At 55.6% G+C, this 25422-nt stretch carries 25 protein-coding genes; 13 read left to right on the plus strand and 12 right to left on the minus strand.

The window, feature by feature from the left end:
* Positions 1-60: 60 nt before the first annotated feature.
* On the minus strand, positions 61-216 hold the full coding sequence (locus tag QQ91_RS10770; RefSeq protein WP_166274956.1) for a hypothetical protein: 156 nt from the start codon (positions 214-216) through the stop codon (positions 61-63).
* A gap of 237 nt (positions 217-453) precedes the next feature.
* Between QQ91_RS10770 and QQ91_RS10775 the strand changes: the two genes are divergently transcribed.
* Positions 454-2742 (plus strand): ATP-dependent helicase, encoded by a 2289-nt coding sequence (locus tag QQ91_RS10775; protein ID WP_166274958.1) that lies wholly within the window; start codon positions 454-456, stop codon positions 2740-2742.
* Here QQ91_RS10775 and QQ91_RS10780 read toward each other — a convergent pair.
* Positions 2739-3089 carry a hypothetical protein gene (locus QQ91_RS10780; protein ID WP_166274960.1) on the minus strand — a complete coding sequence of 117 codons (351 nt, stop codon included), beginning with the start codon at positions 3087-3089 and terminating at the stop codon, positions 2739-2741. The two genes, QQ91_RS10775 and QQ91_RS10780, sit on opposite strands and share 4 nt — an antisense overlap.
* 220 nt (positions 3090-3309) lie before the next feature.
* Between QQ91_RS10780 and QQ91_RS10785 the strand changes: the two genes are divergently transcribed.
* Positions 3310-4833: a DASH family cryptochrome gene (locus tag QQ91_RS10785; protein ID WP_166274962.1), complete on the plus strand. Its 1524-nt coding sequence runs from the start codon at positions 3310-3312 to the stop codon at positions 4831-4833.
* Here QQ91_RS10785 and QQ91_RS10790 read toward each other — a convergent pair.
* The 4 genes from QQ91_RS10790 to leuB are packed head-to-tail and all read right to left on the minus strand — an operon-like array spanning position 4830 to position 10492.
* Complete coding sequence (locus QQ91_RS10790) at positions 4830-6290, minus strand: GAF domain-containing sensor histidine kinase (RefSeq protein WP_250833330.1); 1461 nt, start codon at positions 6288-6290, stop codon at positions 4830-4832. The two genes, QQ91_RS10785 and QQ91_RS10790, sit on opposite strands and share 4 nt — an antisense overlap.
* A gap of 47 nt (positions 6291-6337) precedes the next feature.
* Positions 6338-7153 carry a peroxiredoxin-like family protein gene (locus QQ91_RS10795; RefSeq protein WP_166274966.1) on the minus strand — a complete coding sequence of 272 codons (816 nt, stop codon included), beginning with the start codon at positions 7151-7153 and terminating at the stop codon, positions 6338-6340.
* 24 nt (positions 7154-7177) lie between these two features.
* Positions 7178-9382, minus strand: coding sequence for a lytic transglycosylase domain-containing protein (locus QQ91_RS10800; RefSeq protein ID WP_166274968.1), 2205 nt, complete (start codon positions 9380-9382; stop codon positions 7178-7180).
* Positions 9383-9403: 21 nt separating this feature from the next.
* A complete protein-coding gene (gene leuB / locus QQ91_RS10805) occupies positions 9404-10492 on the minus strand; it encodes a 3-isopropylmalate dehydrogenase (protein WP_166274970.1) in 1089 nt (362 codons plus the stop codon).
* A gap of 136 nt (positions 10493-10628) precedes the next feature.
* Here leuB and QQ91_RS10810 point away from each other — a divergent pair, with 136 nt between their 5' ends.
* Positions 10629-10808, plus strand: a complete 180-nt coding sequence (locus QQ91_RS10810) for a hypothetical protein (RefSeq protein ID WP_166274972.1) — start codon at positions 10629-10631, stop codon at positions 10806-10808.
* 174 nt (positions 10809-10982) lie between these two features.
* On the plus strand, positions 10983-12656 hold the full coding sequence (locus QQ91_RS10815; RefSeq protein ID WP_166274974.1) for an S-layer homology domain-containing protein: 1674 nt from the start codon (positions 10983-10985) through the stop codon (positions 12654-12656).
* 5 nt (positions 12657-12661) lie between these two features.
* Here QQ91_RS10815 and QQ91_RS10820 read toward each other — a convergent pair whose 3' ends face one another.
* The gene (locus QQ91_RS10820) at positions 12662-12853 is read right to left on the minus strand and encodes a hypothetical protein (protein ID WP_250833331.1); all 192 of its coding nucleotides are present in this window, start codon (positions 12851-12853) and stop codon (positions 12662-12664) included.
* A 234-nt stretch (positions 12854-13087) separates the two neighbouring features.
* Between QQ91_RS10820 and QQ91_RS10825 the strand changes: the two genes are divergently transcribed.
* The gene (locus QQ91_RS10825) at positions 13088-13744 is read left to right on the plus strand and encodes a DUF3318 domain-containing protein (protein WP_166274978.1); all 657 of its coding nucleotides are present in this window, start codon (positions 13088-13090) and stop codon (positions 13742-13744) included.
* Positions 13745-13811: 67 nt separating this feature from the next.
* Here QQ91_RS10825 and QQ91_RS10830 read toward each other — a convergent pair whose 3' ends face one another.
* Both QQ91_RS10830 and dapF read right to left on the minus strand, forming a co-directional pair.
* Entirely contained in the window at positions 13812-14783 is a 972-nt protein-coding gene (locus QQ91_RS10830) for a glutathione S-transferase family protein (RefSeq protein ID WP_166274980.1), read from the minus strand.
* A 1-nt stretch (position 14784) separates the two neighbouring features.
* Positions 14785-15630, minus strand: coding sequence for a diaminopimelate epimerase (gene dapF / locus QQ91_RS10835; RefSeq protein WP_166274982.1), 846 nt, complete (start codon positions 15628-15630; stop codon positions 14785-14787).
* Positions 15631-15744: 114 nt separating this feature from the next.
* On the opposite strand from dapF, the gene QQ91_RS10840 reads away from it, so the two are divergent.
* Together QQ91_RS10840 and QQ91_RS10845 are read left to right on the plus strand one after the other, a co-directional pair.
* Positions 15745-15960, plus strand: a complete 216-nt coding sequence (locus tag QQ91_RS10840) for an Hfq-related RNA-binding protein (RefSeq protein ID WP_166274984.1) — start codon at positions 15745-15747, stop codon at positions 15958-15960.
* A 151-nt stretch (positions 15961-16111) separates the two neighbouring features.
* A complete protein-coding gene (locus tag QQ91_RS10845) occupies positions 16112-16453 on the plus strand; it encodes a hypothetical protein (RefSeq protein ID WP_201277080.1) in 342 nt (113 codons plus the stop codon).
* 87 nt (positions 16454-16540) lie between these two features.
* Here the strand turns inward: QQ91_RS10845 and QQ91_RS10850 are convergent, their stop codons facing one another.
* Together QQ91_RS10850 and recQ are read right to left on the minus strand one after the other, a co-directional pair.
* A complete protein-coding gene (locus tag QQ91_RS10850; protein ID WP_166274986.1) occupies positions 16541-17623 on the minus strand; it encodes an ATP-dependent 6-phosphofructokinase in 1083 nt (360 codons plus the stop codon).
* 157 nt (positions 17624-17780) lie between these two features.
* Positions 17781-20003, minus strand: coding sequence for a DNA helicase RecQ (gene recQ / locus QQ91_RS10855; protein WP_166274988.1), 2223 nt, complete (start codon positions 20001-20003; stop codon positions 17781-17783).
* Between the two features lie 138 nt (positions 20004-20141).
* Between recQ and purS the strand changes: the two genes are divergently transcribed.
* Both purS and purQ read left to right on the plus strand, forming a co-directional pair.
* Entirely contained in the window at positions 20142-20435 is a 294-nt protein-coding gene (gene purS / locus QQ91_RS10860) for a phosphoribosylformylglycinamidine synthase subunit PurS (protein WP_250833332.1), read from the plus strand.
* The gene (gene purQ / locus QQ91_RS10865) at positions 20432-21109 is read left to right on the plus strand and encodes a phosphoribosylformylglycinamidine synthase subunit PurQ (protein ID WP_166274990.1); all 678 of its coding nucleotides are present in this window, start codon (positions 20432-20434) and stop codon (positions 21107-21109) included. The genes purS and purQ overlap by 4 nt, the downstream gene beginning before the upstream one ends.
* A 109-nt stretch (positions 21110-21218) precedes the next feature.
* Here purQ and QQ91_RS10870 read toward each other — a convergent pair whose 3' ends face one another.
* A complete protein-coding gene (locus QQ91_RS10870) occupies positions 21219-21893 on the minus strand; it encodes a HEAT repeat domain-containing protein (protein ID WP_166274992.1) in 675 nt (224 codons plus the stop codon).
* A gap of 239 nt (positions 21894-22132) precedes the next feature.
* On the opposite strand from QQ91_RS10870, the gene QQ91_RS10875 reads away from it, so the two are divergent.
* From QQ91_RS10875 to QQ91_RS10890, 4 genes are all read left to right on the plus strand, one after another.
* Positions 22133-22318, plus strand: a complete 186-nt coding sequence (locus QQ91_RS10875; protein ID WP_166274994.1) for a DUF3285 domain-containing protein — start codon at positions 22133-22135, stop codon at positions 22316-22318.
* 40 nt (positions 22319-22358) lie between these two features.
* A complete protein-coding gene (ybeY, locus tag QQ91_RS10880; protein WP_166274996.1) occupies positions 22359-22871 on the plus strand; it encodes an rRNA maturation RNase YbeY in 513 nt (170 codons plus the stop codon).
* Between the two features lie 285 nt (positions 22872-23156).
* Entirely contained in the window at positions 23157-23606 is a 450-nt protein-coding gene (locus QQ91_RS10885) for a diacylglycerol kinase family protein (RefSeq protein WP_166274998.1), read from the plus strand.
* Between the two features lie 86 nt (positions 23607-23692).
* A complete protein-coding gene (locus QQ91_RS10890) occupies positions 23693-25231 on the plus strand; it encodes a DUF3084 family protein (protein ID WP_166275000.1) in 1539 nt (512 codons plus the stop codon).
* Positions 25232-25422 lie beyond the last annotated feature (191 nt).

Raw genomic sequence — 25422 nt, forward strand, 5'->3', positions numbered from 1 at the left:
CCAGACTTACAGATCGTGCGCCCTTGGCCGGCCCAGGAGACTCTCCCTTGGAAGCACTGCTCAGATGCGATCGGTCAGCATGGGGGCGATGACAGCGGAGATCTCCTCCTGGAGGCTCAGCGAACGGGGACCCGATGTCACGTTGAATCCGCTCAGGACGAGCGTGAGGGCAATTGCGTGGGCAAAGATGCTAAAACGGTTCTGTGAAGAATGCATAGATAAACGCTCCCATCCCCAAACTGGAGAACAGCCCAGCGGCATAGCCTCACTGTGCCAGCCTCAGCCGTCCTGGACGGTGATGTTCAGACGCTCTAGCCGGTGATTTAGGTCACCCTGGGTATGGCTCCGGCATTGGATCACGGGATTTCTCGCGGATGATTCGGCGTGACTGTTTTCGTTCCAACTGGCCGCTGTGCAGAGGATTGATGGAGCCCCCAGAAGATCACCAAGATTATGGTTCAAGCCCACCAGTCTTTACAGATCCGGATCAATTCCCTCCGGGATACCCTGCGCACAGGTCAGGTGGAAATGGCGAATTGGCGGGGCGGCACCCTAGCAGTGTCGGCAGTCCCAGGATCGGGAAAATCCTATGGGATCTCTGTGGCGGCGGCGATCGCCATTGTGCAGCGAATTCACCAAAGGGCCATTCCCCTGCAGAGTCAGGCCCCTCCGGAACTCCTGCTGGTCACCTTTACCCGATCCGCAGCCCTGCACCTCAAGCGGCAAATACGTCGCCACCTGGCCGAACTACAGCAACCAATCACCGGCTTTACCGTCCAGACCCTCCATGGCATGGCCCTGGGAATTGCAGCTCAACACCCCCTCCAGTCAGGGCTGAATTTGGAACAGCTCACCCTGGTTTCGCCCTACCGGAGTCACCGACTCATCCAGACCGTGATTGATCGCTGGATCCAGGCGCATCCTCAGACCTTTCAAGACCTTATCGAACAAGGAGGATGGACCGGAGAAGAAGCCGAACGTCTGCGGCGACAGTCCGTGCTCAGAACGGATATTCTGCCAGCTCTGGCCACTCTGGTGGTCCGGGAAGCCAAGAGCTCGGGCCTGAGCCCGGCGGATCTGATGGCCCTATCCACCCAAGGGCGAGAAAACTCCGCCATCCTGGCTACTGCCGCGGCCCTGTATGAAAACTACCAAAGCGAACTGTTGGCGCAACGCTGCATTGATTACGAAGACATGATTTTAGGCGCACTGCGATCGCTGCAAGACCCTAGCGTGCGAGAGCAGTGGCAACGGCGAATTTTTGCCGTGTTTGAAGATGAAGCCCAGGACTCTTCTCCGCTCCAGGCAAAACTGGTGGAAAGTTTAGCCGCAACCCCCCAAGACCCGCAAACCTTAAATTTAATTCGCGTCGGCGATCCCAACCAGGCGATTAACTCCACCTTCACCCCGGCCAATCCGGCATTATTTCGAGACTTTTGCCACCATCAAACCCTGCAGGGAAAGTTTGCGCCCCTGCACCATGCTGGCCGCAGCAGCCTCGCGATTATCCGCTACGTCAACCGCTATATGGATTGGGCTTTACAACAATCTCCAGCCACCACCGATCCACCCTTTATCCGCCAGCACATCCAACCGGTCCCGCCGGAAGACCCCCAACCCCAGGCGAATCCTTTGCCCATCGGCGTCGGCATCGAGCAGTATCATCCACTAGATATTTTCCAGACCGCTGAGGGGATTGCCCAGCGGACCCTTGCCCTCATTCATGACCAGCCAGACTTAACCTTTGCGGTACTGGTGCGTGAAAACAGGCAGGCGCAGTTTCTGGCTGAGGTACTGAGTCAACCCGCAATCTATGGCCTCAAAACGGATGTAACCTCGGCCAATCTGCAAATTCTAGATGCCGGGTTGCAGGCGCGACTCACCACTGTCCCCCAGGATTTATTGACGCTCTTAAAGTTTATCGCTCGGCCCCATTCTTCAATGCATTTAAACGCGGTTCTGCGGCTGTTGAGCGATCGCCAGATCATTGCACCCCTCGCCATAGATCAGCACTCAGCCTATCCCGAGCAGTTTTTATACCCAATGGCAGAAGAGGATCTTCCCGAAACCAGGTCAGCGCGATCGCTATGTGTCAAGCTGCTGCGATCGCGCTGGGAACTGCCGCTCTACCAGCTGCTATCCTTTCTGGGGCTAGCCCTTCAATATGAGCCGGAGGAACTGGCCACAGCCGATAAGCTGGTGCAGCACCTCCTGCGCCTCAATCAGGGCAAAAACTCTCTGAGCCAGTGGATTCAGAGCCTGGAGGAACTCCTGCGTACTGAACGCTTTGATGGCGTCGAGTTAGATCCCGATCAGCAAGACTTCTGCCGCGATCGCCAGATCACCATCATGACCATGCACAAGGCTAAGGGCCTCGATTGGGATGTGGTTTTTTTGCCCTTCCTGCACGAATCCCTTTTGTTTGGACCGCTCATGCCTCTGGCCCAGGCTCGATTTTTAGGAGAGGGGTCTTTACCGGAGGTGGCCCGGCAGCAACTCCGGGCCGCCGTTCAGGGGCAGCCCATTCCCAATGCAGCCGCGGCCTGGGATCAGGCCCAACAGCTCAAAACGGCGGAGGACTATCGTTTACTGTACGTGGCCATGACTCGCCCACGCCGATTGCTCTGGCTTTCTGCCTGCGACCAGGCGCCCCATCGCTGGAGTCACTATTCCTGGCAACGACAGGATCCGCTGGTCCGCCAACGCCCCTGTCGCTTTTTAAACGAGATTTCCCCCCTCTAATCGTCAGGGCTGGGATGAGGCTTCTGGCTGGGAGAACGCCCTAAAATTCGATCAATATGAAATCCAATGCGCTCCTCAGCTTTTTTCCCAAAGGGAGCCTCAATCACATTGTCCAGGCGCGAAATGAGCTGTGAAAGCAGCTGTTCCAGGGCCAACTGAGTTTGGGGCCGGGTCCGGGGATGCCGCAGCTGATGACGAACTGCGCTAATGACATCATTGAGAGCATAGATATTTTGCTGATCTTGAACAGCAATCGGATGCAAGCTATGGGTAATAAGTTTGACAAGATACGCCGTTGCACCGGCCTGGAGAAGATCTTGTCTAGTGATAGTTTTAACCCGACTCATAACTTGATTCGATGCAAGCATTGTGGTGAAACGAGAAGCGAAATGAAAAAGAATCCCCTTAAAAGCGCGGTCAAACGCACCGCAGCTTCCCGAGGAAAAGGATGAAATAGCTTAAGGACTTGACATTGATATTGTCATCATGCCCTTGCTTTACGGGGGAAAAGACAGTTAGCCTGCAAGATGGGTGGATACACGGAACTAAAGCCAGGATTGGATTTCAATGACTCACACCAGTGTCGTTTGGTTTCGCAACGATTTACGAGTTCACGACCATGCTCCACTGCACCATGCCGGCCAACAGGCCACCAGGTTAATTTGTCTCTACTGCCTTGACCCGCGGCAGTTCGGGAAAACTCAGTGGGGGTTTCCCAAAACCGGAGCCTTTCGCGCCCAATTTTTGCTGGAAAGCCTGCAGGATTTGCGCCAATCGCTCCAGAGCCTTGGATCTAATCTATGGATCTATCGCGGATGTCCCGAGGAGGTCATTCCAAATCTGGTCGCGCAAACTGGGGCCACCCAGGTGCTATTCCATCGCGAGGTCACCGATGAAGAAGTGCGGGTTGAACGGGCGCTGCAACGGGCGCTCCAACCTCTCAAGGTGGGCTATTTGAGATTTTGGGGCAGTACGCTCTACCATCCCCAGGATTTACCCCTTAAGATTCGGGACATTCCTGAAGTATTCACGCAATTTCGCCAGCAAGTTGAGCGGCATTCCAGAATTGCCGAGATGTTACCGCCCCCAACCCAGCTTCCCGCTGGACCCGACCTAGCCCCTGGCCCCATCCCGGATCTGACAGACCTAGGCCTGACACCACCGCCGGTGGATCCGCGATCGCAGTTTATCTTCAAGGGGGGAGAAACTGCGGGAAAGGCCCGAATGCAGGACTATATCTGGACGTTAGATCGGCTGCGGGTCTACAAACAGACCCGCAATGGCATGTTGAACCCCCACGATGCCTCCCGATTTTCGCCCTGGCTTGCCCTGGGCTGCCTTTCTCCCCGGTCCGTTTTTCAGCAAATCCAGCAGTACGAACAAGAGCGCATCCAAAACGATTCAACCTATTGGCTCTACTTCGAACTGCTCTGGCGGGACTACTTTCGATTTATCTGTGCGAAACACGGCAATCAAATCTTTCAAATTGAGGGGCTGCGCGGCTTGAAGATCCCCTGGAAACAAGACCGCCAGCTGTTTCAGGCCTGGGCAGCGGGAAAAACAGGCTATCCTCTCATCGATGCCAACATGCGTGAACTGGCTGCCACAGGGTTTATGTCCAATCGCGGTCGCCAAAATGTGGCGAGCTTCCTGACCAAAAATTTGGGCCTTAATTGGCAACTGGGGGCAGAGTGGTTCGAATCTCTCCTCATCGACTATGACGTCTGCAGCAACTGGGGCAACTGGAACTACACAGCGGGAGTGGGCAATGATGCCCGTGGCTTTCGCTTTTTTAATGTTTTCAAACAGGCTCAGGACTACGATCCTCAAGGCGACTACGTTAAGCACTGGATCCCAGAATTAGCCCAGGTGCCCGCGGCCAAGGTCCACGCGCTGAGCAAACTCCAACCCGTGGATCAGCAGCGGTTTGGCGTGCAAGTGGGCAAGGACTATCCCGAGCCCCTAGTGGACCTGTGGCAGTCCGCTAAGGCCAATGAAAAGGTTTACGAGCAGGCCAGAAGATCCGAATCCCGACGATCTTCTCGGGGACAGGGCGTTCCTCGAAGCCAGTCGGCCTCACGCAGCCGCTAGCGATCCAGCGGGTTGACTTCCAGGGGAAAGCAGACCCGAAAAGTCGTTCCAGGCCCTGCTGGAGTTTTGCAACCCTGCTCTAGGGGGCGCGTCGCTGGGCTAAAGGCCTCAATGTGCGCGTTCATTTTTTCTAGTAAGTCTCGCACAATGGCTAAACCAAGACCACTGCCCGGAATCCCTGTCTGTGCCTGCACGCCTCGATATTGCCCATCAAAAATACGCCATAGATCACCCGTAGGAATGCCAGGGCCATTATCGGTGAGGTAGACCACCTGCTGCTGACTCTGGCCCTCTGGACAGGATTCCATCAACAGTTCTAGGAGAATCGTGCCTCCTGCGGGCGTATATTTCAGCGCATTATCGATGAGGTTGCTAAAAACTTCTTCCAAAGCATGCGGATCGCCTGGAACCGGAGGAAGCGAATCGGCCAGGGAGGTCAAAAGCTGCTGCTGCTGCTCATCCAGTCGGCCCGTTACGGCCTCCACAATGGGCGTTAAAATGTCATGCAGCCAGCAGGGCTGGATCAAAAGCGCGCCGCCAGAGAGGATACCGGAGGCGGGCAGGGTAGAGGGGGGCAAGGTGGGCACCTCGGAGGCCGGGAGAAATGGGGCATCCGAGCTGACCGTGGCGGGATAGAGAGTCGCCATGGTTTCATGGCCAACCTCCAGCGTGTCACTAAATTGCTGCAACAGGGCCTCTAGGCGATCGCTCTGCTGCACAATGCTCTGGGCAAAGGCATGATTAGGATCCTGGGCAGACAGCCGCCGCGTCATCAGTTTCCCCAGGGTTCTCAGGGCGGTGAGCGGATTGCGAAACTGGTGCAGCAGGGTACGCAGACGGTTGTGCTCTTCGGAAAAAATCGTCTGCTGTCGGTAGTTAGATTGGGTCAGCCACTGGGAACGCTGGTCAAGAACACAGGCCAGGGAAAGGCTTTGGGCCACCTGCTCTAGTTGAGACTCTTCCCAACTTTGCCATCCCTGTCCCGGACGGGAAACCATCAAAATACCGAGGAAGGAACTGTCCTGCATCAGGGGAAGAATGAGGGGCTCTGTATCGCTGTAGAGGGAGCCTGAAGAATCGGCCTCTGCCGCGACCTCGGGAGATCCCCTAAACGGAACGTTGACCTGCGAGGCTTCCAGATCAACGGATTCAACCGATGGCATGATTGAGGCTGAAGGACTCAGCGCAAAGGGAACGGTGTCCGACGGGACCGCCGCTGCGGTGGGAATTTGCCACTGAATTTCGTCGGGCCAACGGGTCTGCTCATCGGGATAGAGGACCAGGGGCTTAAGGCAAACCTCCCCGCCAGACTTAAATTGTTCAGCTAGATAGATGGCAATCTGCTGTACTCCCAATCCTTGAAGTAGGAGTGCAATTTGCGAACGGCATAGGGCAATAAATTCTGCGCTGGCAGGCAAAAGCATGGAGGGGCAACGGTGAGGAGGCGTGAAGGGCATCACCTTCACATCACCCTTATCCTACCCTGCTCACTCTTCCTTGTCCGTCACACCCTGGACGGATCACCGGGAGACGGGCGCGGTCTCAGGCCCGGCAGAGAATCTAGGAATTCCAGGGGTCGTGCCATCTGTTTCGCAAAGCCCAAAAGGCCCCGATCGCGATGCTCATAGAGAAGTTGACGCTGGGGACCATAGACAAAGGTGCCGCCCCGTTGGGTCAGCAGGGAGGCATCGGGCACATAGGTTTGCCAGTGACTGAGAACTTCGCCCATGTTGCGCAAGCGCAGGGTTGCGAGCTCAAAGGGGCGCTGAAATCCCGTTCCTCCGGCGCGGGCAAACAAACGTCCTTTCAAGGGGGGCAGGGGACTCGCTTGAATAACCGCCTCATCGGCAATGAGCTGGGGAGCGCTGCGATCGCCGGTATAGCCCCGCAGCACCTCCTTGATTGTCCCAGGGCTCCCCACCCCGGCACACATGAGCATTAAATTCACCCCAGCAGCCTGAGCCGCAGAGAGCCCAGGCAGTTTCAGCCTCAAGCCGGGATAAAGACCCACCTGCTGATGCAGTTCAGCCTGGGGGTCAAGATAAAGCCAGTCCGCAGGAAACCCGGTGAACTCGCAAAATCTTTGCCCCGCCTGGCGATTGCCAATTCCAACCGCACGAACCTGCAGATGCAGGGCCTGAATTTTTTCCGACTCTCGCTGCAGCCAGAAGGCATATTCAAGGCTGTCAAAATCCCCCAGTTGCGGCCACAGCACAATCATCAGCGGCTGAGGAGACCTGCAGTCAAAGCACAGGGGATAGCACTGACCATCGCTGACGCGCTGGCGCTGGGCCTGGTGAAAAGTCTCAAAGGCAGTCATGATCCTGGGGCAATCATCGGGGGATTAAGAAGAAGATTCGGTGAGTAAATTGGCATAGTTTGGATCATAAAGCCGCAGGTAGTTCCAATGATTTTCCAAGACTGCCGTCACGTAGTTGCGCGTCTCACTGAAGGGAATGGCTTCAATAAATTCATCCGGGTCCAGCCCCTGATACTCCTTAATCCACGCTTCCACATTCCCGGGACCGGCATTGTAGCTGGCGATGGCCAGCATGGCGTTATTGCCGTAGCTACGATGGGTGTAGTCTAGATACCAAGTGCCGTAACGAATATTATCGTCGGGAATCTCTAAATTAACGGGATCCTCTTGGAGTTGACTGGCGATCCACTGACCCGTTTCCGGCATCACCTGCATCAACCCCACCGCCCCGGCAACGGAACGAATCTGAGGCTGAAACCTTGACTCTTGGCGCATCAGCCCCAGGGCCAGGAGGGGATTCAGGTTCACCTGCTTTGCCCAGCTTGCGGTTTCAGGATAATAGGCTAGGGGATAGATGGCGCTCCAAAAGCCTGGATGAGCACGCCACTGCTCATAGGTTTGGGTCTGTTCGGGCTCGTCTTCTAGGCGATCATCCAAGTTATTCAGCATGAAAATGCCGTCTAGGTATTCCCCAACGCCATTGCGAATCAGACCATCGGTTTGCTGCTGGGCAAAGGAGGGCTGCTCCCGCGATTGGAACTCCACCAGCCAGCGTTTCCAGGCTTGACGATAGAGCCCCAGCGTATACAGCGCCCGCAGGGCTTGAGACCCGGTAGCCAGGGGCAGTTGTTGCTGCGGCCAATTGGGTTGCGGGGCCAAGGTCCGCACGGTTTGAAAATCCCCCACGGGCCACCCAGACAGACTCGCAGCCCGCCAGGCGTAGTAAGAATCGGGGTGATACTGCCAGAGAGCCTGAAACGCCTCCTGCTGACGCTCTGGCTGATTTAGTTTTTGGGACCATTTGCCGGTCCAAAAGGCAGCCTTAGGGGCGATCGCAGTTTTTCGGGCCGTTTGCGCAATGCGCCAGCTATTCTCGCGGGCGGCAGCATAGTTTCCAGCCTTGGCCTGAGCCTGGGCTCGTTCCCAGAGCAAATCAGCCGCGGATGGGGTCTGGCCGTAGGTTTTCAGCAGGGTCCGCTCTGTGGCCTGGGCCGACTGGTTGATCTGCTTTTGCAGTTTGGCCTTAGCCAGGAGCGCTTCTGCGGCAAGGGAAGGACGCTTTAGATCTTCGGCAAGCTGCAGCGCCTGGTCTAAATAGGGCAGGCGCTGATCGGGCGGATCCACCAAGCTTCCCAGTTGCAGATAGGCCCGGATTGTTTCCTTGGCCTGGGGATAGGCCTGGATTAACCGCTTATACTGGGCGATCGCCAACTCTTTTTCCCCGCCAATTTGTAGGCCCCGCCCGGATCGGTAGAGGGTTAGGGCAGATTGAGGTGCCCGAGCATAGGCTTCTCCAGCTTCTTTGTAGGCCAGCTTTTCCCAATAGGCAAACCCAATGGCGTGCCAATCCTCCGCCTGGAGAGTTTTGCCATGCTGCTGCGTCAAACGCTCCAGGTAGGTTTTGAGATTAGCAAGATGGAGGCCATGGCGGGCAAGGTGGAGCAGCAACTCCTTGCTGTTCGGGTCACGCTTGAGCTGCGCTTGGGCGATGGCCACCGAGAGCGGATGACTCGGAAAGGTTTGCCGAGCCTGGGTCCAAAGCTGAGGATTATTCTGTCCCAGACTGTAAAGAGCCTCCACCACAGCAGGGTCCTGGGGATAGTCCTGAAGGATCTGCTCCCACGTCCTTCGGGCAGCGTCGGCATTCCCCACCTGGGTGAGAGCTTTCGCCCGCAGCACTAAGATTTCGCTGGCCAGGAGCGGATAGTGGGTTTCCAGTCCGTCCAGAAGATCAAGGGCTGCGGCCCCCTGCTCCGCCTCAACCCAATCCGCAGCCAGCATCAAGCGGGCCTGGTGCGTTTCCTGGCTCCGGTTGGCCTGAGCTAACTCACTCAAGTGAGACCGACGCTGATCAGCGGGCACCAGGGCAAGCTGCTGAATGAACGCGGAGGGCGACTCCAGCGGCGGCGTGGAAAGGGTGGGCGGGGACTGAGAGGGGTCAGCGGGCTGGAGCGCAGACTGACGCAGCGCCAGCCAGACACCGCCGACTAGGGCTGCGGCCCCCACAAGCATGGCGAGGGGTATGGGGGCCTTTATTTTTAACTGATTTAACCATTTTGTGGCGCCCATGACTTTGACTCAGGGGTAAACTTACTCGGAGTCTAGCGCGTCTATTAAAGCTTGACCCATAGCCTGGCAGCCAACCGCCTGGGTTCCCTCACCAAGAATATCCCCCGTCCGATAGCCACGATCTAGCACCTGCAGCACCGCCTGCTCAATTCGGTGGGCTGCCTCGGGCTGGTTCAATCCATAGCGAAGCATCATGGCCGCGCTGAGCACCTGAGCCAAAGGATTGGCCTTATCCTGGCCCGCAATGTCCGGGGCCGAACCGTGCACAGGCTCAAACAGCCCCGGCCCCGACGCCCCCAGGCTGGCCGACGGCAGCATCCCAATACTGCCCGTAAGCATGGCGGCAATGTCGGAGAGAATATCCCCAAACAGGTTGCCGGTCACAATGGTGTCAAATTGAGTGGGGCAGCGCACCAGCTGCATGGCCGCATTGTCAACATACAGGTGGGTCAGATCCACCTCTGGATAATCTGGGGCCAAGGCATTCAAGCGATCGCGCCAGAGCTGAGACACCTCTAGCACATTTGCCTTGTCCACAGAGCAAAGGCGCTTGCTGCGCTTCTGGGCTGTTTCAAAGGCAACTCGGCCAATGCGATCTACTTCTGCAGCGCTGTAGGTCATGGAGTTTACCCCTCGCAGGGTGCCATCCTCGGCCTCAAAAATGCCGCGCGGTTGACCAAAATAAATCCCGCCGGTCAACTCCCGAACCACCATAATATCCACCCCGGCAACAATCTCAGGTTTGAGGGAGGATGCCCCCGCCAGTTGCGGCAAAATCGTGGCTGGCCGCAGATTGGCAAAGAGTCCTAATCCAGCACGCAGGCCCAGAAGTCCAGTTTCAGGCCGCAGATGACGCGGAAGATTGTCCCACTGATAGCCCCCAATGGCGGCTAGAAGAACCGCATCGCTTCTGCGACAGGTCTCCAGGGTGGATTCGGGCAGAGGGGTGCCAGTGGCATCAATTGCAGCACCCCCTATGGGAGCTGAGGTAAACTCAAAGGCAAGCTTCATCTGCTGCCCAACCCTTTTCAGAACCGCGACAGCAACATCCATAATTTCCGGGCCGATTCCGTCGCCAGGAAGCAGAGTGATATGGAAGGAGGTAGACATGAATGGACACAAACCGATGAAATAGGTGAGCGAACACAGCCGCACTGGCTGGAGAAGCCTACCTATCATAATGGAAATGGGGGGCACTGCCGCGGTTGAGCCTGGTTCATGCATTGCCCGAATTGAAGGAGAGTTCATGCTCAGAAAAATAACCCGAGGCCTTCTAGGGCGGATGTTTTTAGGCACTGTGACCCTTACGCTACTGCTCTATATTTTGCGAGGCATTGGGCTGCTGTCGATGATGCCTGGATTTATTTTGCTGGGATTTGTGGGGTTGAGCTTTGTCCTGGGCCTGGTACTGAGTATGCGCCGCTAACGATGTCTGAACCGAGGGAAGGTGAGGACAGAATTGCCCTGGACAGCCCTGAGGGGAGGCAGATTGGAACAAATCGCTGGAAAAATGTAAAGCCATGGGGAAAACATGGGGTTGTCGGGGGGCTTTAGGGTAGGATGAACCCAAAATTACGGCTTTAAAATTTCCTTGAGTTAGATGACGAGTTCTACCCCTCCGTTTCCAGACCCCTGGGAGTCTGATCCCTCAGAGGCCCAACCCCCTTCTGTTCCCAACAATGCGGAGGCCGCGGCCTCCCCAGAAGAGGCCGCGGAAGATTGGTTAGAAAACCTCCGCGACCAGGAGAATGCCGAGATTGAAGACGATTTTGGCCTAGGGGAGCTTGAGGAGATGCTAGCCCACCAGTCCGAAGGCTCCGACTCACCTTCCCCAAGGGCTCAATCCTCTCCAGGGTCAGACCCGCAGCCAGGCACGCTGCCGGAAGGTTCCCTCCCGGAAGGCTCACTACCAGAAATTGACGCCCTTGCCGCCTTTGGACTCAATCCAGAGGACCTGCGATCGCCAACGGCCTCACCATCGGTTCCAGAGCCTCCCCTGACATCGCCTGCTGTCCCACCTACAGATGTCGCATCCGGGGGTGCGCAACCGGATGGGGCAAGTCCCCAGACCCTGGAAGCGAGCGTTCCTGAATCCGTGATAGATCAAGCAATGGGCAGCCCAGGGGGCGACCTATCTCCTCGTGATCCCGCTGGGGCATCGGATCAAGATTCCCGGGATACCCCGCCCGAGTTAGCGGCCAATTTAGCGGAGGAGGCCGACGCCCCTGTCCCGGTTGCGCCACAACCAGAATTAACACCCGCCTTAGCGGGTGCGGGATCAGCCGCCAGATCTGCCCCCTCCAGTGAAACCCAAAGTTCCCGAGGAGATTCCAGGTCAACTTATCGGCGTTTTTTAGGAAACCGCCGCCAGATTTCCGCTTTTTTGATTATTCTGGGCGCCATGGGAGGGATTCTAAGCCATGGTCTGACCCAGGGAACCTTGCCGGGGACCGACTGGTTCGGGGCTACCCCTTCGACGCAAGGGCCTGCCGACGCAAAGGCGCCGATGATCGTCCCCCGGACCCCGGACCCCGAGGAGCCACCAAAGCGAACAACCGCCGCCGCCGATCAAGCCCCACCAGAGACAAGCGGTGGCGGAGATCTCACGGGCCAGTCCCCCGGCGATCGCGCCCCCACCCCAAGCCGCCGGGGAGAAACAGAAACAGCCGAACGCCTCCCCCAGCTAGAGGATGAACCCGCGAGCCCGTCATCGCTAGACATTTCCGATGTTCCACCGGAACACTGGGCCTATGCCTCTATCCAAGCCATGCACAAGCAAGGAATCGTCCCCAACTTTCCCGACGGACGATTCCAACCCGATAAGCCCGTTACCCGCGCCGAACTGGCCGCCTCGCTGCAACTGGCGTTTAAAGGAGAAACTGGGCCTGACCCCATTGCCTTCCAGGATATTCCCGACGACTATTGGGCCAGGGGGCCGGTGACCTATGCCGTCAATGCAGGGTTTATGCAAGGCTATTCCGCAGACAGCTTTCGCCCGAACGAACAGATCCCGCGCTACCAAGTGCTGGTCACCCTAGCCAGTGGCCTGAATCTAGAAATTCCAGAGGATCCCTCAGCGGTTTTAGCTAATTATTCAGATTTTCAAGAGACCCCCCGCTGGGCCTGGGGTCAGGTGGCGGCAGCCGCAGCCGCTGGTTTAGTAGCCATTAATCCCGCCGAAGCGGGTCAGCTCTCTCCCAATCGACCCGCCACTCGAGCTGAGGCCAATGCCATGCTCTATCAAGGGCTGAGCCGAGCTGGAAAGTTAAACTAGCAGGCCTAGGGACAGCTACTCTCAAGGGCAGCTGTTGCGGAAATTTTCTCCTGATCCCCCTCTTGGGCATGGGCACAGTGACCCTCTCGGGGAAGCGAGACAAAGATATACAGGAGCAAAATGAGGCCAAAGGCAAGGTTTCCCATCAGTTCTGGGTAGCGCCTTGTTTCTTTGAACCGAGAAACAAACAGAAACATATCTTTCATACGCAGTTGGCGTGTGAGGAAGGAGTGATAACGGATTCAGAGAATCTAAACCCCAGATAAGCTAGGATCTTGAGAGAAGGATGTAACTATAGAGTCTAGCGTTCCCAGACCAAGACAGAAAATTCTACGGTACGAGAAAATATCAATCTCCCAGATTGGATCCCTATACGGTCAGGAAAGAACACAATAGGATAGAGTACTAGTCGTTTGGATTAAAGTGAGGCCATGTCATTTTCGGCAAATTCCAACGTTCAATCGGAGATGGGAGAACTGCGGCGTCTGCGCACGCTTCTGCCGCCAGAGCTGCAGAGCTGGGTTACCGTTGAAGCCTCCACGGCCGTCAACCCGCCTTTGATTGTCAGCGAGGATTTGGGTGGGGATCAAGTTGAAATTCAAATTGACCTGGTGAAGTGGGAAAAGTTTGCCAAGGACCAGCGGAATCTCTTGCTCTGGCATGAAGTGGGCCGGATTCAAAATGACACGATTCCCCGAGACGGTTGGGAGATGGCAGCGCTTGCCATTGGTCTAGGCGGAGCCGTGGGAGAACTATGGGTGCAAGATGGCTTTTTGCTTCTACTGGCCCTGGGGCTCTGTGGATTCTCAGGATGGCGCCTATACCAGAAGAACAATTCCCAGAAAACCCTTCAGGACGCCGTCGATGCGGACGAGAAGGCGATCGCCCTGGCAACCCGATTTGGCTATACCTTACCCAATGCTTACAAGAGCTTGGGTAGCGCCCTCAAGATTCTCATCGAGGATTGTCCCAGCAAGCGTCAGCGCAAAAAATACGAGTCTCGACTGCAGGCATTGAAAACCAGTGCGACTCAGGCGAAGCAGCGCAGTAAAGCCAAACGTGAGCAGCGAGATGTGATGGCATCCTGATTGAGGTCTGGATGCACTGTGAAGTTGCAATCGCTCAATATATTAGGGATACGGCGTTTTAGAGCGCTTACCGTGCGCTAAGATGCTCACGCTGGGGATTGGCCTCTAGATCGTCTAGATGCGGCCCCAGGGGGATAATGCCGCTTGGATTGAGGGGAAATAGGTTGCCATAATAGTCTTGCTTAATGGCATCCAGGTGACAGGTTTCCTTCACGCCCGGTAATTGGTAGAGATCACGGAGGTAGCCTGACAGGTGGAGGTAATCGCGAATCCGGCGCAGATTGCACTTAAACAGAGCATAGTAAACGGCATCAAAACGAATCAAGGTGGTAAACAGCCGCACATCTGCCAGGGTCAGGTCAGAACCGCACAGGAAGCGTTGATGACCTAAGACCCCTTCAATGTGATCCAGGGTTGCAAACAGCGATTGACAAGCGGCGGTGTAGGCGTGCTGGGTTTGGGCAAAGCCACATTGATAGACGCCATTATTCACGGTCGTATAGATTTTCTGATTCCAGGTATCAATCTCTGACCTTAGCCCCTCAGGATAGAGATCTAGATCGGGAACAGCAGCCAGGTGATTAAACTGCTCGTTGAGAATCACAAGAATCTCGGCGCTCTCATTGTTAATGATCTTGTTCTGGGCTGAATCCCAGAGCACAGGAACTGTCGCGCGGCCTTGATAACCAGGGGCGACGCGTTGATAGAGCGATCGCAGGGGCCCGGTGCCGTTGGCAAAGACCCAGCCGCCTTCTGCCGGGGCCGGATGAACCAGGTCCAGGGGAATGGAAGTTTCCAGACCCTTGAGCGCGCGCACTACCAAGGTGCGATGCGCCCAGGGGCATCCCCACCCCACAATGAGTCGGTACTGCCCAGGCTGCGGTGGAGAATCTGGAGGCAGCGAGTTTAAAAACTCGCTTTTGGGACGCTGATAGGCGCCCTGGGCATCGCGGGGAGCCATCTGGGACATCATCACCTGCCAGAGGCGATGCCAGGTCCAACGACCGGCTCGAATAATCGACTTGGGCGGAAGTCCCATCTCAGACCTCAAGATTGCCAGAGAACACCCACTCGGCAGGACCCGTCATATAGACCGGATCCCCCGCAGCGGCCCACTCGATTTCCAACGGTCCTCCCGGCAACTCCACCGTTGCTTTGCGATGGCATTTTTGGTTGAGAACCCCAGCCACCAAAGAAGCGCAGGCCCCGGTCCCACAGGCAAGGGTCATTCCTGCCCCTCGCTCCCAAACACTCATCTTTAAATAATCGGGCCGCACGATCTCAATGAACTCGGTGTTGGTTCGCTGGGGAAATGCCGGGTGATGCTCAAAGGCAGGACCAAGATCGGCTAGAGGAATATCCGCCAGCCGGTCCACAAAGGTGATGCAGTGGGGATTGCCCATGCTCACGCAGGTCACCTGCCAGGTGCCATTGCCGACCTCTAAAGGCTGATCGATGACGGGTTGATGGGGATTGCCTAAATGGGTGGGAATGTCCTGGCCCTGAAGGCGAGGATGACCCATGTTGACCCGAACCTGACCGTCACGCAGCACCACTGGTTCAATCGTGCCCGCCAGGGTCTGAATTCGATAGGACAGATCGCCCTCCTCCCTGTGCTCCAGGTGAGCGATAAATTTTGCCAGGCAGCGAATGCCGTTGCCACACATCTCTGGCTCTGACCCATCAGCGTTAAAAATTCGCATTGTGTGGGAGTGCCCTGCCTGTCCCGGCAGCAAAAAGATGATTCCATCAGCACCAATCCCAAAATGGCGATCGCAGAGCTTTTCAGCTTGCGTGGGCGTCAAGACGGGATCTGACTGATGCCGATTATCAATCAGCACAAAATCATTTCCCAGTCCTTGATATTTACTAAATTGAATCTGCATCTTGGGTTTGAATAGAATCTAAATCGGAAAAAGTTAGAGATCCGGGCTAAACATTGTGTAGGCTGTCCTTACTGTATATTAAGCGCATACTCCTAGAGCAAATCGATTTTACGCATGACCAATGAAGCGTCCATGGGCCTTCCCAGCTTTCGACAAATCCAAACCCTCATTAAGGATCAAACGGAAGTTGAAATTAAAGTGCTGACCAATGACCTGCTGGTGGGCAAGGTGCGTTGGCAAGATGATCAATGCCTGTGTCTTCTAGATCACTACGACCAGCCCACCATCATCTGGAAGCAGGCCATGGTATTCCTCAAGCCCAAGCCCTAGAGGGCTTGTCAGTCTTGTTTGGCATCTCATGCTAAATTATGAGGCTAGTCGTCATCACCATCATTCCTAGTCTTTTAGAGTCAGTGAATCTCCTCCAGGAACCTTCCGTCCTATTTATTTGCAGCGAGAGTCACCGCAGGAGCAAAGGGTCATGAAGGATAAACCTCAGCGTCCATCCCGCAAACCTATCGGAGCCTATCTCGTTGAAGCCGGGCTACTGACGGAAGCCCAGGTTGGCGTGGTCCTCGCCGATCAAGCCTCCACCGCCATGACCTTTGGCGATATTGTCGTGACGCGAGGATGGGTGAAATCTAAAACCGTTGAATATTTAATGCGCAAAGTGATCATCCCGGAACGATCCGGGATGATTCAAGATCCTGATCTGAAAGCCTCTCTGTCGCGGCAGCCACCCCGTGGTCGCGCCAAACGACCTGCTTCTCCTCGAAAGCCTCCCATCGCCGAAACCGACGGCGGCGTTAATTGGATTGGTTAATTCCCTGGGGGTGTCTTACCCCCATTCAAGCCTGAAAACTCCCTGCGATGGTCCTTCTGCTGCCATGGGTGGGCCTACCACCGCCCATCACTCTCCAAGGTAGATTCCCAGGCCCCGCGCCGTTTTAATCAAAGTACCATCGGGATCAACGCAGTGATACTGGGCGATCGCGTTGGCAATGGGTTCGCTTTTGACCATGCGATTTTGCCAGGTCACCAATTGGTCGTACTGTTCTGCAGCAATTAGATCCACAGCAGCCACCCCAAAGGCGGAGGCAGTGAGCCGATCTAGCGGCGAGGGAATTCCGCCCCGCTGGATGTGCCCTAGAACCGTCACGCGAGTTTCAGCAATATTGCGGCTGCAAATTTGATCGGCCAAATATTGCCCCACACCGCCAAGGCGACATTGACCAGCGGTGTTGGTGCTGGTGATATGTTCGCCATCCACGTTGGGAACCGACTCAGCCACAATAATCAAGGCATAGTTTTTGCCTCGTCTTTGCCACTCCTTAAGCTTTTGGCATAGGCGTTCAATGGAATAGGGAATCTCCGGGATCAAGATAATATCAGCGCCGCCAGCGATGCCAGCGCTAATGGCAATGTGGCCAGCATCGCGGCCCATGACCTCTAGAATCATCACCCGACTGTGGCTAGCCGCGGTGAAGTGAAGCCGATCTAAGGCCTCTGTAGCAATATTCACCGCCGTATCAAAGCCAATGGATCGCTCTGTGATCCCCACATCGTTATCAATGGTTTTGGGAATCCCCACCAAGTTCCAGTTCCCCTGCTGCGCCAGCTTGCGCAAAATGGCCATACTCCCATCTCCGCCAATCCCAATCAGGGCATTGAGCCCCAGTTGGTGGTAGGCATTGATAATTTCCTCGGAGCGATCGCGCAGGGTACCATCCTCCATGGGAAAGGCAAAGGGATTACCCGTATTGGTAGTACCCAGGTAGGTGCCCCCGGCTGTCAGCCAGCTATCGACGGTTTTGATATCCAGAGAAAGAACCTTGGCAGGATTTGCTAACAGGCCGAGGGTTGCCTGTTGAATCCCCAACACCTCCCAGCCGTAGGTGCCCACGGCGCGGCGCACCACCGCCCGGACCACCGCATTGAGTCCGGCGCAGTCCCCGCCACTGGTAAGAATCCCAATTCGCTTATGTTCAGCCATGTTAATGAAAGCCTGTCTTCCAGTCAATTGCAGATTGAGGGTGACCAGGATGCCGCGATAGGACGAGCAGCGATGAACCTCAAGAGGGGAACAACAATCGTGTTGCGTTGCTTACCCCCATCTACCATAAGGGTCAGAGCCGAAAATTTCGCTCCCCTTAACGATTCTTTTGGGATGTGGTTCCCTTGCCCCAAAGGGCCTGAACAATCTTGATTTCGTCCTCAGAAACGCGATCGCCCAGGGTCTCCTTCAACTGGCTGAGGGAGGGAGTCCCCAGCTGTTCCCTCACATTCAAAATGACCGCCATTGTCTGAGATCCCACAATCTGGCGTAAATCCACCGACACATCTTGAACAATTAATTCTGAGAAATGGGTGATCACCGTGCTGCGCTTGAGTCCTCGAGTCGATGCGATTTCGGGCAGCGTTAAGCCTTGGCGATGGAGGCGTAGAGTTTCTGCAAGGGTTGCGGAAAGATTGTCTCGGGCCGGCAGGGGCGGGGCGAGCGGGGCGGTCTCCTCCGACAAGTCCTGACTACGACAGTAGTCTTGAATTATTTCGGTAAAGGCCGCACCATACTTTTGCAGCTTCTGACGTCCAACCCCGGTAATGGCTATAAAGGCCTCCGGCGTCTGGGGAAGAGTCTGGGCCATCTGCTTAAGACTCGCATCGGAGAAAACCATATAGGGCGCGACCCCCTGGGCATCGGCCAGGGTTTTACGCAGCTTGCGCAGACGTTGAAACAGATCCTCCCTGGGAACCTCCAAGGGTGCCGCCGGGGGAGAGAGAGAGGGTTTGGGCTTGGGAACCGCAATTCTCACCGGACGCTGCTTCCGCAGGACCTCCCAGCTTTGGGGCGTCAGTTGCAAGGTCGGATAGCCATCGGTGGTTTCCGTTAACAGCCCTTGATGCAGCAGAGTACGCCCCAGCATTCGCCATTCTTCCACACTCCGATCCCGGCCAATCCCATAGGTAGAAAGCCGATCGTGGCCCCGAGATTTCACCTTCTGGTTGCGCGATCCCCGCAGCACATCAATAATGTGTCCCATGCCAAAGCGCTGTTCACAGCGCGCAACACAGGAAAGAAACTTCTGGGCTTCAATGGTCCAGTCTTCCGTGGGCTTGGGGTGCAAACAGTTATCACAGCGATCGCAATTGCCGGGAAAGGCTTCGCCAAAGTAACTCAGCTGAATGGTCCGACGGCAGGCTGTGCCTTCGACATAGTCCAGCATCTGGCGCAACTGCTGCCGAGCAACCCGCTGCTCACGCTCCAGGGGACGACCGGTTTGGGGATCAATTTTTTGTTCGATCAGCCAGTCCAGGGTGCGAATATCCTTCGGAGCAAAATAGAGAATGCACTCGGCAGGTTCTCCATCCCGTCCAGCTCGCCCTGCTTCCTGGTAATACCCCTCCAGATTGCGTGGCAGGTTGTAGTGAATCACGAATCGAACATCCGGCTTATTGATGCCCATGCCAAAGGCAATCGTGGCCACCATTACCTGCACATCGTCTCGAATAAACTGGGTTTGGTGCGTGCTGCGTTTCTCGTCGCTCAGTCCCGCATGATAGGGTAGCGCGCGAATTCCATCTTGCTGGAGGCGCTGACTGAGTTCATCCACTTCCCGACGACTCAGGCAGTAAATAATGCCAGCTCCATCATTGTCCTTAATGTAGCGATACAGCCGGGCATAGGTCTGTCGATCCTTCGGCTGCACCTCGTAGTAAAGATTTTCGCGGTTAAAGCTAGCCACATGAACCAGAGGATCGCGCAGCTGCAACTGCTGCTGAATATCAGCGCGCACCCGCTGGGTGGCCGTCGCGGTAAGGGCCATCACCGGAATCTGGGGATAGCGATGTCGGATTTCCGCCAAGCGCCGATATTCGGGGCGAAAATCATGGCCCCATTCGGAGACGCAGTGGGCTTCATCCACCGCCAGGGTGGAAATTCCTGCCCGCTGCTGCACTGCATCTAAAAACCTTAGAAATCCCTCATGGAAGAGCCGTTCCGGCGCAATATACACCAGCTTCACCCCACCCTCCAGGATTTCGGACTCCCGCGCCCGCACCTCCTGGGGATCTAGACTGCTGTTGAGATAGGTGGCCGGAATGTCATTATTGCGTAGCGCGTCCACTTGATCGTGCATCAGCGCAATCAGGGGAGAGATCACCAAGGTGATCCCCGCTTTCAGCAAGGCTGGCAATTGGAAGCAAAGAGATTTTCCGCCCCCGGTGGGCATGATGACCAAAACATCCCGCTGCTGCAGCGCGGCGGCAACCACGTGCTCTTGGCCAGGACGAAAGCGGTCGTAGCCAAAAAAATGCTTGAGGGCAGCGTCCAGGGACTCGAACCCAGGAATCGAGAGCGGAGCGGAGGAGGACATACCAACCAAGGGCAAACAATGGGCCAATTTTCGCAAATGAAGCGAGAGCCTGGCAATTGTCCGGACGGGATCCCCGTAAGGCAATTGCTACATTGAAGTTGTTCTAACTCTCCGGTAGAGTCATCATTGGGAGATTCTGTGGGTGCTTTTGTGACGCAAACCTATCACGCCAAGATTTATATTACCCTGCGTCCCTCGGTCCTGGACCCTGCTGGGACCGCGGTGCAGTCTGGATTAAGCCATATGGGCTACCGCAATATTGATCACGTTCGCATTGGCAAATACGTCGAGCTGGAGATCCAGGCTGCGGACGAGGCCGAGGCTACCCGCCAGATCGATCGGGTCTGTGCCCAGCTGTTGGCCAATCCGGTGATTGAAAATTACCGATTTGACCTCAAGCCTCAGGCCGTAAGCCTTGGAGGAACACCGTGAAGTTTGGGATCGTTGTATTTCCAGGGTCAAACTGCGATCGCGACGTGGCCATGGTGACCGGAGATTTACTCCAGCAGCCAACCCGGATGGTTTGGCATGAGGAAACCGATATTAGCGATATCGATGTCATGGTCATTCCGGGCGGATTCAGCTACGGAGATTATTTACGCTGTGGCGCGATCGCGCGCTTTTCTCCAGTCATGCAGGCCACCCGCGACCATGCAGCCCAGGGCAAAAAAGTGCTGGGAATTTGCAACGGGTTTCAGGTCCTCACAGAGTCTGGGCTTTTGCCAGGGGCCCTAGTGCGCAATCGAGACCTGCACTTTATTTGTGATCAGGTGCCGGTGCGAATTGAGCACAGCAATCGGGCCTGGACTTCCCAATACCAGGCGGGTAGTGTGATCACTCTGCCGATTGCCCACGGAGAAGGCTGTTACTTTGCCACTCCCGAAACCCTCGCCAGCCTGGAAGCCAACCAGCAAATTTTGTTTCGCTATTGCAGCTCGACGGGCGACATCACCGCAGAGAGTAATCCCAACGGATCCCAACAGAATATTGCGGGCATCTGTAATGAAGCGGGCAATATTCTTGGGATGATGCCCCACCCGGAGCGCGCCTCCGATGCGGCCCTGGGCTTTGTAGATGGCCTCGGTCTATTTCAGGGGTTGTTGTAAGTTGCCAGGCCTAACGGACCCGATCCAGCCCTGGACAGTCCTGGCACAAATTGACCCGAGATCCATCCAAGGGCCCCCCTGTCAGAGGAGCCGCCCTTTGCAGATCCCTCTAGTCCGCCTGACTCGGCTGCAGACAGTCCCTGGCGTAGTTGGCCACCTGATCCACTTCGTCCTGGGTTAACCTCTGGAGATATTCTGCCACCTGCGATTGATCAAAACAGCTAAAGGCTTGCACCAGGCGCTGACGGACTTGCCAGTCCTCATGTTGCAGAAAGGGAACCAGGAGGGGGATCGCTTCGGGCTGTTGCAGTTCCCCTAGGGAACTGATGGCAGCAAGCTGCACCAGCGGTTCGGGAGAGGCCAATGCCGTTTTGAGCAGTTCGAACCCCTCCGGCGCTCCGAGTTCTCCCAGGCAGGCGATGATGCTCATCTGAATCAGCCAGTCTGAGGTGCCCTCGTAGGCTCGCTTCAAGTCGGGAAAAGCTTCCCTAATCTGCAGAGCACCAATGGCATCCGCCGCGGCTGCCCGCACGTCGGCTTCGGGATCATTGTGAAGCCGGTCCAAAAGCAGCGTGCGGGCTTGCGAGACGTTGGCGATCCCAACCGTATCCATCTGGCTCACAGCCGCGTAGCGAACTCGAACCTGCGCATCTTTGATCAACGGGATCAAAAGCGGCCAGGCAGTTTCGGCATCTAGGGTTCGCAGCTCATTTAAACCGTGAATGCGATCGCCAAAATCTTCTGAGGTCAAGAGCTTCTGAATAGAGTCAGGGGATGAAGTCATGATAGGAGCCTGGAGCTATAGAGTTGAGACAAACAGGATCAAACGAAAGAAACTGACCTTAGATCAATCTACAACAGGGACGGCCAGGTAACGAAATGTTAATCTAGAACCATGATCTCACCGTCCATTCCTAAATTTATCCCTGAAGCGGAATGTCTCCCAGGGAGATTTTGCACAGGTTAACCTGTGCCATTTGGGTGCAGTCAGTGCCGGTCATGGTGTCGAACTCGGAGCCTTCTATGGATTCTCATCCCCCTCAATTGGACGCAAGCCCAGATTCCCCCGCCGCGGCGCCGAAGGATAGTTACGTGAAGCTGGCCATGCGTAACATGGTCAAGAAGTCGGGGAAGTCGATGTTTCACTTTTCCCTGACGACGCTGAGTTTGCTGGGAATTTTAATCGGCTTAGCCTACCTGACGCGCTAGCACCGCAGGTTTAGGGAAGACTCAATACACAGGGTAGGCGATGGATTTTTCGGTGGAGGTGGAGGTGCAGTCCGGCTGGTCAAGTCGAGATCCCAGCGAGGCTGCGGTGATAAGCCGGGAGATCGCCCCTCTGACCTGGACCCAGTGGTTTCAAGCCTGGATCAAACACCTCAATCCGCAACTTTCACCCATTCAGTCCTACTGCCTGGGACTCCGGCTGACCAGCGATCGCGACATTCAGGCATTGAATGCGACCTATCGACAGCAAAATCGGCCCACGGACGTTCTGGCCTTTGCGTTCCTGGAAGGGGAAGCGGTGCCAGATCAGGTTTGGCAAAGTCAGCCGATGGAGCTTGGAGATATCGTCATTTCCGTGGAAACTGCAATGCGACAAGCCCAAACGCATCGGCACCCTGCCCATCAGGAAATTGCCTGGTTAGCAACCCATGGCCTGCTGCATTTACTGGGATGGGACCATCCGACCGACGAGGCCCTCCAGCACATGGTTCACCTGCAAACTTGCCTGCTGCTGGAGGTAGGGCTGCTAAGCTAGGGACGTCAGGGGGCCAGATTTTCCCCACTCCCGGCGTTCGGCCCAAACTGTATCCAACAGCACATAATTCTTCATGTTGAAACCACTAAGTTGTGAATAATTCAAGGAAAAGCATTCAGCGCCTGGGCCGGTGTGCTATGACATTCGTATATTTTTCTGCGTAGGTTGCAGCTCATTTATTCCCTTTTTCTAACGAAAATTCTTTGTATTTGTTTGTATTTGTGCAGGTAGAGGCCCTGGGGAAATCTGTAGGATTTCCAGTAGGGCATATAACAATATAAAAAAATGACTGAAAAGCTAATTGCTTCTCCCCCGCCAGTTCTAAAGCGCCCCAGTCGACCCTATCGAGAACCTCGGGAGCGTGCCTATAAGGTCGCCCATAATCTACTGGTCAGTTTTCGCTACGCCGGGGCAGGCCTGGTGTATGCGTTTTTCACCCAGCGAAACTTTCGAATTCACGCCCTCGTGGGAACCCTGGCCATGTCCCTGGGTCTGCTGTTGGAAGTGAGCAATGTGGAGCTGGCGGTCATCGCCCTGACCTCTGCCCTGGTCATGGCCATGGAGCTAATCAACACCGCTCTAGAGGCCGTGGTGGATCTCACGGTGGGCAGTGATTTTCACGAACTCGCGAAGATTGCAAAGGACTGTGCAGCGGCAGCGGTCTTGATGCTGGCGATCGCGGCGTTAACCATTGCGGGATTCTTACTGTTGCCCCCCCTCTTGAACGACCTGTAACGCATCCGCCTCCCTCGATCATCCAGGTAGCAAGTGCCCCCAGGGTGCAATGCTAAAATCACCAACAGCCTCAGTAAGATCCCTGGATGTCTGGCTATTTCTTGATTTTAGCGATTATTTTTCTCGGCGGAGCCTTGGCCACCCTCGGCGATCGCCTGGGATCTCGGGTTGGAAAAGCGCGACTGCGGCTGTTTAATCTACGGCCTAAGCAAACCGCTACCCTGATGACCATTGTCACCGGGGGAATTATTTCCACCTTAACCCTGGGCATTCTGCTGGGCACCAATCGCCAACTGCGAGATGGCTTAATCCGAATTGATGAAATTCGGCAGCGCAGTCGTCAGGCACAGGCGGAACTCAGGGAAGCCCAGGCTCAAAAGCGCGCTGCCCAAGCAGAGCAGCAAAAGGCCGAGGAAAGTTTAAATAAGGTGGTCAACCGATTGCGGGTGGTTAATCAATCTCTGCAGGCTTCGGTTCTCAAGCAAAAGCGGACTGAGGCCCAGTTCAGACAGCTGCAATCTAGGTTTGACAATGCCCAAAGCATCCTAAAGAAAACCCAGACCCAAACCCAACAATTACGCCAGCAAATTACGAGACTGGGATCTACAGCCCGCCAGCTTCGCGCTGAGCAAGACAAGTTAATTCAGCAGCGCAATCAAGCCCAAGCCAACTTGGCTCGGGCCGAGTCACGTCGGTCAAAACTGGAGGCCTCCGTTCGGCAAGCCCAGGTGAGGTTGAAAGAGGTGGAAGTCCAAAAGCTTGCCCTGGAAGAGGCGATCGCCACAGCCCAGCAGGAATTGGCACTGGCAAAACAGCAGGAAGAAGCCTCTCAACAAGCCCTTGAACAGGTTGAACGACAGTTAGAGCAGGCCAATCGGCAGCGGCAGGCACTCCAGGCGGATATTCAAGTTCTGGCAGGCGATCGCCAGCGGCTAGAGGCGAACGTCCGGATTCTGACCCGTGGACTACGGCAGGGAAATATTGCCATTCGTTCAGGCCAGATTTTAGCCAGTGCGGTGATCTCCAATGTCGAAACACGCCAGGAAGCCCTTGAAGAATTAAACCGGCTTCTCTACAGCGCCCGAATTCAGGCCATTGTGCGGACCAACAGTCCAGATGCAACCCCCTCAGAGCCCATTGTGCGGATGATTCGTGAAGATGCAGAGCAGGTATTAAGTCGCATTAGTGATGGGTCTTCTTACCTGGTCCGGCTGCTCTCGGTCAATAATTATTTACAGGGCGAAGCTCGCATCAACGTTCTCCTCCTCTCCCAGGTTTTACCCAATCGTCTCCTGTTCCAGGAGGGCGAAACCGTATCCTCCATTTCCCTGGTCCCGGCAAAGCTGAGCGAAGAAGAAATCATTGCGAAGGTGGAGTCGCTTTTTGTCCTGGCTCAGCAACGAGCGGTGGAAGCAGGCATTCCCAGAGATCCCCTCACAGGCAAAGTTGGGGGTGAGTTTAGCACGCTCAAGCTGTTTAAATTCACCACAGCCCTTAAATCGCTAAACCTCTCCCGTCCGGTTCAGGTTTACACCATTACCCAATCTGATGTCTATACCGCTGGTCCCTTAGACTTGGTCTTGGTGGCGGTGGAAGATGGCCAGGTTATTTTGAGCAGCAACTGACCGCATTCTCCTGAGGCAAGACACCTTTTCCGTTCCTCGAAGTCAATTCGTGGGGGCCAGCCTGGCCAATCTCAAGCGGCCCATCACCCAACCTTCAGCAGAGCGTGATGCTAGTTTTGCAAGGCTTGTCAACTTTTTTTGCATTGACGTTAACCAGTTCTTTAAGAAAAGTAAAGATTGATACAACTAGC

Source organism: Lyngbya confervoides BDU141951, from assembly GCF_000817775.3.
In the GTDB taxonomy this organism is placed as follows: Bacteria; Cyanobacteriota; Cyanobacteriia; order Thermosynechococcales; family Thermosynechococcaceae; genus Lyngbya; species Lyngbya confervoides.

Coding starts and splice junctions, on each gene's coding strand:
- QQ91_RS10790 (WP_250833330.1), bottom strand. CDS start 6,290: ATGCCCTTCACGCCTCCTCACCGTTGCCCCTCCATGCTTTTGCCTGCC.
- ybeY (WP_166274996.1), top strand. CDS start 22,359: ATGGATTTTTCGGTGGAGGTGGAGGTGCAGTCCGGCTGGTCAAGTCGA.
- QQ91_RS10875 (WP_166274994.1), top strand. CDS start 22,133: ATGGATTCTCATCCCCCTCAATTGGACGCAAGCCCAGATTCCCCCGCC.
- QQ91_RS10785 (WP_166274962.1), top strand. CDS start 3,310: ATGACTCACACCAGTGTCGTTTGGTTTCGCAACGATTTACGAGTTCAC.
- QQ91_RS10840 (WP_166274984.1), top strand. CDS start 15,745: ATGACCAATGAAGCGTCCATGGGCCTTCCCAGCTTTCGACAAATCCAA.
- dapF (WP_166274982.1), bottom strand. CDS start 15,630: ATGCAGATTCAATTTAGTAAATATCAAGGACTGGGAAATGATTTTGTG.
- QQ91_RS10825 (WP_166274978.1), top strand. CDS start 13,088: ATGTCATTTTCGGCAAATTCCAACGTTCAATCGGAGATGGGAGAACTG.
- leuB (WP_166274970.1), bottom strand. CDS start 10,492: ATGTCTACCTCCTTCCATATCACTCTGCTTCCTGGCGACGGAATCGGC.
- QQ91_RS10770 (WP_166274956.1), bottom strand. CDS start 216: ATGCATTCTTCACAGAACCGTTTTAGCATCTTTGCCCACGCAATTGCC.
- QQ91_RS10815 (WP_166274974.1), top strand. CDS start 10,983: ATGACGAGTTCTACCCCTCCGTTTCCAGACCCCTGGGAGTCTGATCCC.
- QQ91_RS10810 (WP_166274972.1), top strand. CDS start 10,629: ATGCTCAGAAAAATAACCCGAGGCCTTCTAGGGCGGATGTTTTTAGGC.
- QQ91_RS10820 (WP_250833331.1), bottom strand. CDS start 12,853: ATGTTTCTGTTTGTTTCTCGGTTCAAAGAAACAAGGCGCTACCCAGAA.
- QQ91_RS10890 (WP_166275000.1), top strand. CDS start 23,693: ATGTCTGGCTATTTCTTGATTTTAGCGATTATTTTTCTCGGCGGAGCC.
- recQ (WP_166274988.1), bottom strand. CDS start 20,003: ATGTCCTCCTCCGCTCCGCTCTCGATTCCTGGGTTCGAGTCCCTGGAC.
- QQ91_RS10800 (WP_166274968.1), bottom strand. CDS start 9,382: ATGGGCGCCACAAAATGGTTAAATCAGTTAAAAATAAAGGCCCCCATA.
- QQ91_RS10870 (WP_166274992.1), bottom strand. CDS start 21,893: ATGACTTCATCCCCTGACTCTATTCAGAAGCTCTTGACCTCAGAAGAT.
- QQ91_RS10795 (WP_166274966.1), bottom strand. CDS start 7,153: ATGACTGCCTTTGAGACTTTTCACCAGGCCCAGCGCCAGCGCGTCAGC.
- QQ91_RS10850 (WP_166274986.1), bottom strand. CDS start 17,623: ATGGCTGAACATAAGCGAATTGGGATTCTTACCAGTGGCGGGGACTGC.
- QQ91_RS10845 (WP_201277080.1), top strand. CDS start 16,112: ATGAAGGATAAACCTCAGCGTCCATCCCGCAAACCTATCGGAGCCTAT.
- QQ91_RS10885 (WP_166274998.1), top strand. CDS start 23,157: ATGACTGAAAAGCTAATTGCTTCTCCCCCGCCAGTTCTAAAGCGCCCC.
- QQ91_RS10780 (WP_166274960.1), bottom strand. CDS start 3,089: ATGAGTCGGGTTAAAACTATCACTAGACAAGATCTTCTCCAGGCCGGT.
- QQ91_RS10830 (WP_166274980.1), bottom strand. CDS start 14,783: ATGGGACTTCCGCCCAAGTCGATTATTCGAGCCGGTCGTTGGACCTGG.
- QQ91_RS10775 (WP_166274958.1), top strand. CDS start 454: ATGGTTCAAGCCCACCAGTCTTTACAGATCCGGATCAATTCCCTCCGG.